The organism is Paenibacillus sp. FSL H8-0168, assembly GCF_038592955.1.
GTDB classification, from domain to species: Bacteria; Bacillota; Bacilli; order Paenibacillales; family Paenibacillaceae; genus Paenibacillus; species Paenibacillus polymyxa_B.
The window spans coordinates 5,336,885-5,350,890 of the sequence record NZ_CP151948.1; the positions used below are offsets into that span (position 1 = coordinate 5,336,885).

The 14,006-nt window shown below is 46.3% G+C and carries 14 protein-coding genes; 5 read left to right on the plus strand and 9 right to left on the minus strand.

The annotated features are described in order from the left end of the window. Positions 1 to 369: 369 nt before the first annotated feature. The 9 genes from MHI21_RS23570 to MHI21_RS23610 form a co-directional block, all read right to left on the minus strand. Positions 370 to 1,731 carry an FAD-dependent oxidoreductase gene (locus MHI21_RS23570; protein WP_069290565.1) on the minus strand — a complete coding sequence of 454 codons (1,362 nt, stop codon included), beginning with the start codon at positions 1,729 to 1,731 and terminating at the stop codon, positions 370 to 372. A 391-nt stretch (positions 1,732 to 2,122) separates the two neighbouring features. Then, entirely contained in the window at positions 2,123 to 2,599 is a 477-nt protein-coding gene (locus tag MHI21_RS23575; RefSeq protein WP_039271605.1) for a glutathione peroxidase, read from the minus strand. Between the two features lie 87 nt (positions 2,600 to 2,686). After that, a complete protein-coding gene (locus tag MHI21_RS23580) occupies positions 2,687 to 3,490 on the minus strand; it encodes a hypothetical protein (protein ID WP_342418998.1) in 804 nt (267 codons plus the stop codon). Between the two features lie 12 nt (positions 3,491 to 3,502). Further along, positions 3,503 to 4,396: an ABC transporter ATP-binding protein gene (locus tag MHI21_RS23585; RefSeq protein WP_039271609.1), complete on the minus strand. Its 894-nt coding sequence runs from the start codon at positions 4,394 to 4,396 to the stop codon at positions 3,503 to 3,505. Between the two features lie 231 nt (positions 4,397 to 4,627). Then, entirely contained in the window at positions 4,628 to 5,647 is a 1,020-nt protein-coding gene (locus tag MHI21_RS23590; RefSeq protein WP_250266840.1) for an LLM class flavin-dependent oxidoreductase, read from the minus strand. Positions 5,648 to 5,751: 104 nt separating this feature from the next. After that, on the minus strand, positions 5,752 to 6,915 hold the full coding sequence (locus MHI21_RS23595) for an AI-2E family transporter (RefSeq protein WP_342418999.1): 1,164 nt from the start codon (positions 6,913 to 6,915) through the stop codon (positions 5,752 to 5,754). Positions 6,916 to 7,065: 150 nt separating this feature from the next. Beyond that, positions 7,066 to 8,079, minus strand: coding sequence for an LCP family protein (locus MHI21_RS23600; RefSeq protein WP_342419000.1), 1,014 nt, complete (start codon positions 8,077 to 8,079; stop codon positions 7,066 to 7,068). 91 nt (positions 8,080 to 8,170) lie between these two features. Further along, positions 8,171 to 9,073 (minus strand): cation diffusion facilitator family transporter, encoded by a 903-nt coding sequence (locus MHI21_RS23605; protein WP_342419001.1) that lies wholly within the window; start codon positions 9,071 to 9,073, stop codon positions 8,171 to 8,173. Positions 9,074 to 9,280: 207 nt separating this feature from the next. Beyond that, complete coding sequence (locus MHI21_RS23610; RefSeq protein ID WP_342419002.1) at positions 9,281 to 10,930, minus strand: DEAD/DEAH box helicase; 1,650 nt, start codon at positions 10,928 to 10,930, stop codon at positions 9,281 to 9,283. 335 nt (positions 10,931 to 11,265) lie between these two features. Here MHI21_RS23610 and MHI21_RS23615 point away from each other — a divergent pair, with 335 nt between their 5' ends. The 5 genes from MHI21_RS23615 to MHI21_RS23635 all read left to right on the plus strand — a co-directional run bounded on the left by MHI21_RS23615 (position 11,266) and on the right by MHI21_RS23635 (position 13,978). Then, positions 11,266 to 11,703, plus strand: coding sequence for a hypothetical protein (locus MHI21_RS23615; RefSeq protein WP_342419003.1), 438 nt, complete (start codon positions 11,266 to 11,268; stop codon positions 11,701 to 11,703). A gap of 39 nt (positions 11,704 to 11,742) precedes the next feature. Then, positions 11,743 to 12,387, plus strand: a complete 645-nt coding sequence (locus MHI21_RS23620) for an immunity 50 family protein (protein WP_342419004.1) — start codon at positions 11,743 to 11,745, stop codon at positions 12,385 to 12,387. After that, entirely contained in the window at positions 12,380 to 12,787 is a 408-nt protein-coding gene (locus tag MHI21_RS23625; RefSeq protein ID WP_342419005.1) for a hypothetical protein, read from the plus strand. The genes MHI21_RS23620 and MHI21_RS23625 overlap by 8 nt, the downstream gene beginning before the upstream one ends. Before the next feature lie 178 nt (positions 12,788 to 12,965). Then, complete coding sequence (locus tag MHI21_RS23630) at positions 12,966 to 13,595, plus strand: hypothetical protein (RefSeq protein WP_342419006.1); 630 nt, start codon at positions 12,966 to 12,968, stop codon at positions 13,593 to 13,595. Between the two features lie 83 nt (positions 13,596 to 13,678). Continuing rightward, the gene (locus MHI21_RS23635; RefSeq protein ID WP_342419007.1) at positions 13,679 to 13,978 is read left to right on the plus strand and encodes an SMI1/KNR4 family protein; all 300 of its coding nucleotides are present in this window, start codon (positions 13,679 to 13,681) and stop codon (positions 13,976 to 13,978) included. The last annotated feature ends 28 nt before the right edge of the window (positions 13,979 to 14,006 follow it).

The window sequence follows — 14,006 nt, forward strand, 5'->3', positions numbered from 1 at the left end:
ATATCTTTTCACTAAAATATTCTTCTTTCATATTTTATTTAAAATCAGTGATTATGTTTGTGAAAAAAATCACTTTCTTAACTATAAAAAAACAGCCCTTGGAAAAAGGACTGTCTTTCTGTATTATTACATCTACTGCGCTACTACGCGCTTTACATTTAGTTGTATTCTTCCTTTTCAACTGCTCTCAAGAACCAAATAACTCCACCGAGGCCTACCAGGGCCACGACTACAAGAAAAAGGATATAAAACAAACCCATAAGCTACTTACCCCCTAATCCTTATGCTACTCTATATTGTACTATAAGGATTCGTCCGTACGTCTCAGATTGTTGACAAACTTATGAACAATGTCACAGACAAATCTAATTATACAGTAACTGGGTTCCGTTCGGATATTGTAGGCAATGCTTGCAAGCCTGCTGCATTCAGGAAATTCCAAGGCTTGTTATAATGCGGCTGGAAGAAGAAATCGACAAAGGCCAACTGGTCAATGGTCATATGATTTTGAATGGCTACGGATAGCGTGTTAATGGATTGCGTCAAATCCACCTTCGACATAATTTGAGCCCCCAAAATTCTTCGTGTCTCCTGCTCATATACCACTTTCAGTAATACCTTTTCGGAGGTTGGCATAAATTCAGGCCGGTAGCTGTCCTCAATGGTTACAGCTTCTACAGTCATGCCTTCGTCCGTTGCCGCCGCTTCCGTCAAGCCTGTTCCTGCGATATTGTCTTCGTAAATTTTGATACCCGAAGTTCCTTGGGTTCCCATGTAGGCAATCGTTGGTTGTACCAGATTACGTGCTACCAGCGTACCCATACGAACTGCGTTGGTTGCCAAAGGGATATAAGCCGTTTTACCTGTCGGATTATAGCGGATTGCACAACTATCACCTGCTGCAAACACGTCCGGGCAGCTACTTTGCATATAGTTATCCACAATGATCGCACCGTTAGGCAACATATCTACCTGACCTTTGAGCAGATCCGTTTGAGGTCGGAAACCAATGCAGAGAATAACAAGCTCTGTCTCATATTCTCCTTTAGAGGTCACGACTTTACTCACCTTACCGTTCGTACCCTCAAAACGACTCACCGTCTCGCCAAGTACCAGCTTAATGCCATGTTCCTTCAGGGAACTTTCAATCCGGTCTGTATACTCATGGTCCAAATACTTATTCAATATACGATCAGCACTGTCGATCAGCGTTACGTTTTTACCGTTCATTTGAAAAGCTTCTACCAGTTCAACACCAATGTATCCAGCCCCGACGACTGTAATGTTCTGTACGTGCTGAGCTTTCTCAATGATATCATTGGAATGATTATAGTTTTTACAGAGCAAAATATGATCAAGTTCAATGCCCTCCAGCTTTGGAATAATGGGCCATGATCCTGTGGTCACAATTAATTTATCAAATGTGTCTGTAAATTCTTCACCTGTTTGGAGATTACGTGCATGTAGCGTCTTGCCTGCCGTATCCACACTCGTTACCTCATGAAGCATCTTGGTCACTACACCCAAGTCAGACAGTTGATCTGGAGACGAATAAAACAGGCCGTGTGGATCTTTGACGACACCACCTACATACAGCGCAATACCACAAGATAAAAATGAAATATTATCATTACGCTCGTAAACGGTAATTTCTGCATCTGGATAACATTTAGCTGTGTTGACGATAGCTGCCGTGCCTGCGTGTGTACATCCGATAACTGCTACTTTCATGTTAAATTCCTCCTTGGTGTGTGGGCATAAAATGTATAATAATTGTGAATAGTTTCACGTAACCAGCTCGTTTGCGTTTGTGATTTATTTCACTTCATGCGCTTATTATAGTGTGATATTTTTCACATTACAATAGCTTTTCGTGATATTCACAATTTGTCCACATTTAAAAAAGAAAGGATATACAAAATCAACTGTTTGCTGAAATATTTTTTTGCTTCATTCAGTTTTCCCTGTAAGCCCTCTGATTATGCCCTTGGAGTCGACTTTCACATGATGCGACCACCCTTAAATAAATGCACATGTAGAGAACAAAAAAAGGTCTGTTTCCCGGAGACACGCAGGAAATCAGACCTTTTTAAACATATACTTTGGAGTTAAGGCAAAGCTACTATAGCAATTGCTCAATGGCTGCTTTCATCGCTTCTGGTGACTCCTTCGGTTCAAAACGACCCACAGGTACACCTTCACGATTCACAATGAATTTCGTGAAATTCCACTGAATTGTCCCATCTTCCTGTTCCCCAGGCTGTTGCTTTTTCAAATATTCAAACAGAGGCGCTGTATCCGGTCCGTTGACGTCCACTTTGGCGAATACCGGGAAACTAACCCCGTAATTCAGTTGGCAAAATTCAGCCGCTTCCTCGCTGCTGCCCGGCTCCTGACCGCCAAATTGGTTGCAAGGAAAGCCTAATACAACTAATCCTCGATCCTTATATTCGTCATAAAGCTTTTGCAAATCCCCATATTGCGGAGTAAGTCCACATTTACTGGCGGTATTCGCAATAACCAGCACCTTACCGGTGTAAGTATCCAGAGAAACCTCCTGATTCGCTGGTGTTACGGCATTATGTGAATAGACAGACATACAGCATCCTCCTTCGTGTCGCTTGGTTTAGGTTACATAACCTATTTTAACCAAAACGTGACGGACATGCCAACATCCGCAGATACTTTACCGTGATGCCATCACTTCGAGTCTGCGTTCTTCGCGTTCGGAAGCGGACATTTTTGGGCAAGCATAACAATACCGCTGGCCTCCACCTGTCTTGTAATATTGGCAACAGGACGGTTTCATGTAGGTATTTTCACCGGGGCGGTAAGGATTGTCCAATTCAATGAGACGAACCGTAAACGGATTTCTTTTACGCCCGAATACCTCTCCCTTCAGCTCACGTGTCACATAAATATAATCTTGTTCAAAGCGCTCCACATCCTGAGGATCAGTCAACGATGGCTGTACTCTATCCTTAAAATACAGCAATGTCAACGGAAACTGTCCCCACATTTGCCCAATAGATGCGCTCCCCACTGCAGCTATTGCCTCCAATATGGGCCGCATCTGCAAACTGTAAAAGTCACGTAACACTTGCTGAGCCTGTTTGGAAGAATGGTCATCCCCATTGTTCCGCATATTGTCCAGCTCTGTTAGGTCGATGACCTGGAGGCTAATAGAGGGATATTGACCTTCATAACAAATATGAAATCTGAGATTAGATACGGACAGATCCAAACGGCGTTCACACAGTGACACCATAAAATGCTGTGCAAACACGAGACCACGCAACTGGTTCACAAAATAAACGGCTGCGGTTAAATCGTCTTCAGCACGCAGAAGATCGCCGTAATACTCCATCACAGAGCGGCTCTTCTCTGGTTCAAGCCATTCGGCCACTGGCCCGGAATATACTGCATCCTCCGGCGTGACCCTCACTATTTTCGCTAGTTGCTCAAGCTGATCGTAATCCAGTGGTTTCATGGTATGTCCTCTTTAACCTCTTGCCGCTACTTGTGCTCTAGCATCACGTCGCTCAGCAACAGAACCCACGAGTTTCTTATCTTCCACATTCATTTCTTTTACTGCTTGGCTCACCGCAGGCTGTCCAGCCAAAGCATACGGAAGACAGAGCGGTACACCCGTACGAGGATCTGTTACAATATCCGCCTCGATCCCGAACACCTCACGCAGCACATCAGGGGACATAACCTCTGTTGGAGTTCCTACCGCCTCGGCCTTCCCCTTTTTGATTGCAATCATATGCTGAGCATACCGGGCGGCATGGTTTAAATCATGCACGACCATAACAATGGTGCGCTTCTCCGAAGTATTTAGATACTCTAGCAAATGCAGCACTTCCAGTTGATGTGCCATATCTAAAAATGTCGTCGGCTCATCCAGAAACAAAATATCCGTATCCTGCGCAAGCGCCATAGCAATCCAGGCACGCTGACGCTGACCGCCAGAAAGCTGATCAATCGGACGATCGTGGAACTCGCTCATTCCCGTTACTTGAATGGCCCACTCCACCATTTTGCGATCTTCCGCTTTCATAGAACCAAAACCTTTTTGATAGGGGAAACGTCCGTAAGATACCAGTTCCGTCACGGTTAATCCTTCCGGTGCAGTCGGATTTTGTGGCAAAATAGCCAGCTGCTTAGCTACTTCCCGGGTGGATTGCTTATGAATGGATTTACCGTCAAGCAGAACACTGCCGCCCTTAGGATTCATGATGCGAGCCATCGTCTTCAGAATGGTGGACTTGCCAGAACCATTTGCGCCCACCAAGGCTGTGATTTTCCCTTGCGGTATTTCTACGTTCAGATCTTCTACAATCAATCGATCTTCATAAGCAATATCCAGATTTGCCGTTTTCAGACGAAACATTTGGAATCATCCCTTTCCCTTATCCAATATATATAGTCACGGGCTTAACGCACGACTTTCATCAAAACTTCATTCTATCTTTATATAATAAAGATATTGATAATCATTATCAAGTGTTAACTGGTTTATTTCCTATATCATACAGTGCATATCATCCAATATTCCCTCAAAAAATTCAAAAAAAGATCACAGCTCCTCGAAGCTGTGATCTTTTAAATCCGGCGAATCGCATTATGACTGTATAGAAGACAGTCCAAATGCTTCAGCCATGAGACGTATAGATTTTATTTTGGCATCAAAGTCGTGAATAATGCTCGCAACCATGATCTCCTGTGCATTATAGTCCTTACTTAATTGCTCAATCTGACGCTTCACCTGTTCGGGCGAACCGACCACCATACGTTTGCGATTCTCACGAATCCGCATCCGGTCAAACGGCGTATACGGATACGCCAGTGCCTTTTCGACGGAAGGTGTTCCAGCGGAGCGCATTCCCTGCTCTAATAGAACAAGAGACAAGTCCATACTGGAAGCCAACCGATTCGCCTCCTCTTCGGTATCCGCACAGATCGCAAATACGGCAACAAGCGAACGTGGTTGGTCACTATGCTGGGAAGGCTGGAAGCTTTCCTGGTATTCCTTCATAGCCCCTGTGCCGCCTTCACCATTAATGAACTGCGCAAACGCAAAGCCCACGCCACGCTCGGCTGCCAGACCTGCGCTATCACCACTGGAGCCGAGCAACCACATTTCCGGTACAGTTTCTATAAGCGGCATCGCCTGTAGCGAACCGAAACGGTGATTATTGCCCGTGCTGTCATGTAAATAAGCTAACAGGTCATCCAACTGCTCAGGGTATAGATCTACACCACCTCGCATTTTGCCTTCTTGCAGGGCTCTGGTAGCAATGGGCATTCCTCCGGGCGCTCGTCCCAGACCTAAATCAATGCGTCCCGGATACAATCCCTCCAGCACACGGAAGTTTTCCGCTACTTTATAAGCGCTGTAATGGGGCAGCATCACACCACCCGACCCCACTCGAATGGTTGAGGTACGTGCGGCCAGATGTGAAATCAGTACCTCCGGACTGGAGCCTGCGAGATTTGCGGCAGAATGATGCTCTGATACCCAAAAGCGATGATAACCCAAGCGTTCCGCCTCTATAGCAAGCTCAGCGGTCTTTTGTAATGCCTGCGCATGCGTCATGCCTTCCGATACCGGAGATTGGTCAAGAATGCTGAGTTTTATCATAAAAGTCTGACCTTTCTATTTTGGAATAAGGATAGACATTAATTATAGCACGCAAAGCCACAGTTACCCAAGAGGGGTCAATATCGATTTTATAGTGGAAAAGTTTATTTTTCGTAAAGACTTGTGTTCCCTTTATCCGCCTCATAGAGATGCGAACGCTTTTTAAAGAAACTGTACAGATGTGTAACGATTACTTTCAAGACAGCGTAACCTGGAACCGCCAGTACGATTCCCACCACACCAAACAAATTGCCTGCCGTCAGAATAACAAAGATAATCGTGATCGGATGTACTCGAAGAGATTTGCCCATAATTTGTGGAGAAATAAATTTACCCTCAATGAGCTGTACGACTGTCCATACGATAACCATCTTGAGCAGCATAATCGGTGAGGTGACCAAGGCTACAATTAACGCAGGTGTAATGGCAATGACGGGACCTAAGTAGGGGACAACGCTCGTAAAGGACGCAATGACTGCAAGCGTCAGAGAGTAGTCCAATCCAATGATTAGATAACCAATATACAACAGCGCCCCAATACAGAAGCTGACAATAATCTGCCCACGAATATAGGAACTGACCTGATGATTCATCTCGGTCATAATGCGATCTGTTTCTTTACGAAACATAGGCGGGAGCATTTTCAGGATAAACTGTGGCAGCTTGTGTCCATCTTTTAGCAAGTAGAACAGAATAAATGGAACCGTGGCAATCGCAAGTACCGTTTCTGTAACCACGCCCAAGAAGCTGCCCACACCCGTCCATGCATTATTAATAAAGCTAGATAACTTTTCAGAAGCTTTGGAGGCCAGCTCAGATGGATTAATTTGAATGGTGTTCTGGAACTGGTTTACAAAATCGCTGCCGATCAGTTTCTCGAATTGTCGTTGTACTTGCTCGCTATAGTCAGGAAAATTCTGGATAAGTCCCTGTATTTGATCACGGATTACAGGTACCACCGATGTAACCACAATCGCAATAACCCCTATAATGAGCAAAAACAGTAAAATAATGGAGTATATTCGTTTCACCTTATTGCGCTCCAGTACATCAACCAATGGATTGAGCAGATAGTACAAGACGCCGGATAAAATGACAGGGAGAATTATCGTTTTCAGTAGCACCATGACAGGTGTGAATATGTATGAAATTTTGGTAAGCACCAAGATATTCAAGCCGATCAGCAGCAGTACCAGCAGGAATAACACAAACTTGTTGTTCAGAAAAAACTTCTTGAATCGGTCTTTCCATGCCGGAGTTATTTCCACACCACATTCCCCTTCTCTTTACACAATTGAGTATACGTTCTTCATAGATACGATATATTTTTGGAACAAAATATACAAGGTTATACCCAAATAAACACAAAAGCAAACAAAGTTGTACGTCATCGTACGAACTTCGCTTGCTTTCAAGGGTTATGGAGTATCATTTATCGTGGTTGCAGCATCCACCGTCGTGGTCACAGGTTTGTTCTCCTGTTCAAAAAGATTCTGTATGAAGCGCTTGAGCTTTCTTTCGTCCACACCCAACACCTGCGCACCCTTAATGGTTTCCCCGCGCACCAATTCATTTGGTGGGATTTGCTGCTTCGCTACTGTTGTTGCATCGATATTAAAGCCCAATGAAGCCAATTGCAGCATTTCCGTGGTACTGAGATTCGTTTCAATATAAGGAGAAATGCTATTTAAAATACTCGGCAGTTTAATTAGAGATGAGGTTGACTGAATTTTACCGCCAAGCTCGGTAATGAATTTGCGTTGCCGCTCCGTACGCGTAAAATCGGAAGTCGCATCATGACGGAAGCGTACATATTGCAAGGCTGTTTTACCGTCCATGTGCTGCATTCCCTTTTTCAAATCAATATCAAACTGGTGTTTATCTGCCTTGGAGGTATAGTGCATATCTTTTTCGACATCCAGGTCAATACCACCCACAGAATCAACCAACGCAATAAAGCCATTAAAATCAGTATATACATAATATTGAATCGGTATCCCCAATAGGTCGCTCACGGTCTGTCTGGTTAAATCCGGTCCACCGTAGGAAAAAGCAGCATTCAATCGACTTTGCCCATGACCTGGGATATTGACGTACGTATCACGAAGAATCGACATAAGTGCAGCCTTTTTCGTAACCGGATCAATAGAAGCAACCATAACGGAGTCAGAACGCCCTGAATCCTCTCCACGGGAGTCGCCGCCTAGCAGCAGAATATTCACTCTTTCTGTCCCATCCCATTCCGGTGGGAGCGATACCTCTACAGGTTGTACATTGGTTTGAGTTTGTGCCTGCGGTTTGAATTTCGAATCCTGTCCCGAAGCAACCGAAATTTGATTCGTAAAATGATATATAGAATACGTATAATATCCGCCCACTAAAAGAGCCGCAGCAGTCACAGAAATGCCTAACCATTTTAAAAATTTTCGCATATTTTCGGGTAACCTCGCTTTTATTCATCATCGTTCGGCTTTTAAAAGCATACCCTCCCTGCAAGTTATCTGTCAATTCGCGTCGTCTGTTCTAGTGGTCGTCCGCATACCATGGATTCAAATGGACAAGCACCTCATAAACCCGCGGTTCCCGCTTCATAACAGCCCCCTTAATCAGTCGGATAATATCGTGTCCCTGCTGAATCGTCAAAGAGGCATCCACTGAAGCGCGGATATCCACGATGATATAATGGCCGTGCTCACGGGCACGGATACGGTCAATACGTTGAACCTCGGCTACACTCAGTGCGGCTGCGGCGTAGCTTTCAATTTCCTCCGTTGCAATCGCTTTTTCCATAAGTACATCTATGGATTCACGGCCCATTTCCCACGCCAATTTCAGAACTAGCAATGCCACTACGAATCCCGCAATAGGGTCGCCGTAAGATAAGATTGAAATGCTCCAGTGCTCCCCAATTAGCCCTAAGCCGATACCCAGTACAGCAGCCCCAGAGGCGTACACATCAGCGAGATGATCTTTTGCCGTTGCAATAAGACCCTGACTATTGACCGCTCTCCCGATACGAATCGTGTAAATATACAGCCACTGTTTCCAGAGCAAGGATATAATGGCGGCCACCAAAGCCAGTATATGCTCCTGTGGCATCGGTTCGAACAGTGCTGCAATGGAATGATAGCCGATAAACATGCCCGCTCCAAACAATATGACCGCCACCACGCTTGCACCAATCACTTCTGCTTTGCCGTGACCATAAGGATGATCCTCATCCGGCGGCTGGCTGGATATGCGCATCGCTCCCAGTGCCGTTGCAGAGGCAATCACGTCTCCGGCATTATGCACACCATCGGCTACCAGCACCTTACTGTTGAACATAAGTCCTGTAATAATCTTAATGCCGGTTAATAGGATGTTGCTAATCAGGCTGATCCATGCTGAGACCATGGCGCGCTTGCCCATATCCTGTTCCTGCATGATGTATAATCCCTCCAAATTTATCTTTTGAAAATGTAACCTAAACGCTAATCGTATATTTCAAGGTAGCCCCGCTACTCATGTCATCTTATGGTGCTGCTCCTTCAGCGGTATGGATGAAGATTACAATAGCCCCGGAAGATGAGCCTCCCCGGGGCTATTATGATAACCATAGTGGAGCATTCTATGAGAATACTCCTGTTTTAACTATCTGGACCGTCCGCGACGGCCTCCTTGTCCTTGACCACCACGCGGGCCGCCTTTGGCTTGTCCACCGCGGCCACCTTGGCCTCCGCGCGCGGAACCGCCGCTACTGCGGTCATATCCGCCGCGCTCGCTGCTTTGTCCTGCCGAGCGGCCTTGGCCTCCGCGTGCGGAACCGCCGCTGCTGCGGTCATATCCGCCGCGCTCGCTGCTTTGCCCTGCCGAGCGGCCTTGGCCTCCGCGTGCAGAACCGCCGCTGCTGCGGTCATACCCGCCGCGCTCGCTGCTTTGCCCTGCCGAGCGGCCCTGACCTCCGCGTGCAGAACCGCCGCTGCTGCGGTCATACCCGCCACGCTCGCTACTGCCGCGGCTAGAGCGACGTTCGCCGCCTGTGGCATCACGACGGCCCGCCTGTTCGCGGCCGCTGCCCCGGCGTCCGCCGCCGGAGTCGTTGCCGCCGTAGGAACGGCGGTCGTTTCTGCCCGAACGGCGTTCTCGACCCTGTCGATCAGCCGTATCGGAAGCAGGTCTACGCTGTCCGCCGCCCTCACTGCTGGTGAATGTGACACCAGCAACTCTTTGGATGTTCCGAAGCTCTGGAACATCCCTTGGCGTAGCGAGCGTCACTGCCACGCCTTTGCCTCCGGCACGGCCGGTACGCCCGATGCGGTGGATGTAGCTTTCGGCATCCTGCGGCATGTCATAGTTAAAGACATGCGTGACGCCTTCTACATCCAGGCCGCGTGCAGCTACATCAGTCGCTACGAGCAATTGGAGTTTCGCTTCCCGGAACGCCTTCATCACTTGCTCCCGCTTGTTCTGGGACAAATCTCCGTGAAGCTCACCGCTCTCAAAGCCCATCTCTTGCAGCTCTTCGTTCAGTTTGGCAGCCCGGCGCTTCGTACGGCAGAAAATAACAGCCAAGTACGGGCGATCCGTATTCAGCATATCCACCAATGCCTGTTGCTTACCACGGTCTGTTGTTTGCACAACGACCTGACGGATTTGGCTCACCGGAACGGAAGAAGCGGATTTCACTTTGACATCTACGGGTTCGTTCATATATACACGAGCCAGCTTACGAATACCGGCTGGCATCGTAGCCGAGAACAGCATCGTCTGTCTCCGGTAAGGAACCTCCTGAAGAATCGTCTCCACATCGTTCAAAAAGCCCATGTGTAACATTTGGTCTGCTTCGTCCAGGACCAGCATTTTAATGCCACCCAGATCCAGCGTGCCACGTCTCAGGTGATCCAGCAGTCGCCCAGGTGTACCAATAATCAGTTGTGCGCCGCCTCTCAGTTTACGAAGCTGACGCTCTACGTCCTGTCCTCCATAAACAGCCAGTAATGACAAGCTTGGCTCTGTAGCGGCCAACGTGTTCGCTGCCTCTGTAATCTGGAGCGCCAGCTCACGCGTCGGTGCAATCACGAGCGCTTGTGGATGACGCTTGTCCAAATTCATTTTTTGCAAAATGGGCAGTAAGAACGCAATCGTCTTCCCGGTTCCCGTATGTGCCTCGGCGATAACATCCTGACCTTCCATCAACAGTGGAATCGACTCCTGCTGTACAGGAGTTGGGGATGAAATTCCCTGTTCTTTCAAGGCTTCTACCCAATGCTGCTCTACACCTAATGCTGCAAAATTCTTCAAGTGGTATTCACTTCCCTTATCTGTATTCAATATGTGTCACGTAAAATAGGTTCATGTGCCATATGACATCTATCGTTCCATAGTTCAGAATTCCCATTTTTGTATCGGTTCTCATTCTACCCTTTTCAGGAAGGGAGCTTATCCGTTATCGTTGAATCTGTTCATGTAACCAACATACGGCCGCAATGCGGCTCAGGCCCGTTCCATCTATGACTTTCCTAGTATACGCGAAGTTGAACTGGTTTCCAAACGATTTTAATGAACAGTACCACAGTCAATGTAAAAGGTGAATTCGATCTTCATGTCATATATTATGATATAAGAATTGGTAATTCATGAATAAAGGATGGATGCTTGTGGTTAACAACCTGCAAGAGCTGCTCCGCATTGTAACCGATGATGAATTGATTCCGCTGATGCTAGCTATCGAGGCTCCCAGTATCAAATCATCCTATAACAAAGGGACAACGCCGGAAGTGTACATTCTTTTGTCCAATGACCCCATGTGCCAATCTTCTAATCATTGCGGCATGCTCGTTTCAATCCGTCAGGACGTTTATGAAAATATCGACCAAACAATCGTCGAAGACGTTATGATGAAGCTGAGCCAGTGGTTAAAGGCAAACAAGCTGCTACACAGCTCGCGTAACTTTTATGCTGGCAGTAAAGCACGCGCTATTATGGATATTCTTCCATTTATGCTCGAGCAGGATACCCCGGATATGAAGTATGTTTTTCAATCGTGGACTCCGTTCCCTTTACCACACACTTAAACAATCCGTCATACTATTAACCCCAGGAGGCTGCAATTTATGCAAATTCAAATTCAAAAGGTTGAAAAAAAAGAGAACGAATATCTCATTCATTATCAAGCCGGGGGAGCGTTGCCGTTCGTTCCGCATGATATTGTTCTGATCCATGGCAAACAGTATTTTATAGGCACGATTTTGAAAGTAGAGCCGGAACAAGCCCTTGTACGTATCAATCCAGAATATGAAGACCAACTGGCAGGGTCCATCGGACTGGAACTGGCTTTCTCTCCAACCGTTTCTATTCAAGGAGCAGACAGCATTGTCGAGAAGCTCGGCTATTTCCCTCCCTTTCATTATGACCGAATTACAGCTGCTAATATGACGAAAGACCAGATTACGCTGACGATTGAGCTATCCTACGCTAGCATGCTTGTCCCTAAATCGCCAGATCTGGAGCCTTCGGCTGAGGTACCTGTAATCCCTGAAGCTCCAGTAAAAGACGTCCCACGCTATGCAGTGACTTTTACATTTCTGGAAACCAAAGAGCATGTATTAACTCCTGTAGAAACAGAAAACATCATCTTGCAACTTGATTTCCGCTATGAAGAAGCAGACATGGTCGTTGATATCGATGCCTTGTCGGGACTGTCAGGTAGCTTTCTGTGCAGAGGTATCCGCGCAGAGATTAAGGAACTGAATGAATAAACAGGAGGCTCGCGAGCTGTTGCGTTGTCATTCTTTTATTCACGATGATCTGGATCATCTCAAAATGCAAAACGGATTTCTAGGGATGCTCCGCCCCTTCCAGGGGGAACTGATTGAGGATAATTTTCATGAGCTGATGACCATCATTGAAGTTCTGGCAGATGAGTTGGAAAAACCATCCGTAGAACGGGAGCTGATTGCCGCTCTGTGGGGGATTTGCCAATATACACGGGCATGGGCATTGTATCCTGATAGTATGCTGCAGCGAAACAACCTGCTGACCGTAGAGCAGATCAACACCCTCGACGATTGGATGGATACGATCTCCTATGCGGTTATGGTACTGCTGGAGGGTGGCGGACCGGAAGAAGCTTTATCAAGCTACAGACATGAGAGTTGATCCGCAGTGATACATATATCTTAGTCAAGGAGGCCGCTTGTGCACTGCTTCGCGCACATAAAAGCACGCCTTTCGCACAACATGCTCTGAAGCAATTATTGCAGCATGAGGAATTCGGTGCATCTGCCAAACGGGAGCTGTCCACATCATCGACAACCAAAGGAGAATCACTCTACTTATGCGTGTAAGAATATTTATATTCATATTGATTATCGGGATTATATGTGTGCCTGCCTATTTTATTATGAGCAGCTTTGGATTATTTCAAAATGAAAAGGTGCTTGTACATTACAAGCTTGCCATTGAGGTAAAGGATAAAAAGTATGATGCCTGGCCTTTAATCAGCAGCTATACCGCTATAGATAAAAAAGGGGACAATCGTCAGCTCTACTATCAGGCGGAGGGCTCAGGCATAGAGTATCTGTTTCAACTAGCCTACGGATACTATGAACTCCGACCCTCCAAGGAAAATCCTTTTCTGGACGGGGGAATCCACTACACCATGGACCATCCTGATTATGTGCGTGAGGAAAAGCAGTATGAGAATGCTAACGAATACACGGAATTAACCCATTATTACAATCAGCAGGAACAGATCATTTATACCTATAATCCCGAAGCCAAGCTCGATAAAACATACGTCCGTTCCATCATCACCGCTGGGATGACTCGCACAACCGGTAGATCAAGCCGTGCGGTAAAGGATGACTATATCAATATCAGTAAGCTGTTTAAGGACAAGCTGGAAGTAAATGTGAAGGTCGATGTGGATGAGGACAACAAAATCGTCACCCTATCCATGACATGATCTCACAAACGATGCACCGCTGCGTCGTCTCATTTTCAAAAAAGAGATCTATGGTTCACTAGGATCATGGAGGCTGGTTGTTGATGTCATTCGCAATTGAATCAGGGCTTTCGCCTGCCCAGATCGCAGCATTGGAGGAACAGATACAGCGTATATTGCCCGCTGGCTACAAATGTTTCCTTTCACAATATAACGGATTTTATGTAGCCGCTCCTTTTTATTGCAATGTGCCTTTCGATCGTGTGGATAACGGAGACATTGATTTGACTTGTTTTTTCGGATATGAGGTATCCAACAAAAATCATGACCTTCTAGCGATTAATGAAGCAGGACCAATGTGGACATTTGTATCTGGTGGCAACAGACTTTACAACGTTTTTTAATCAGGTAATTGAACGACTCAACGAGCAG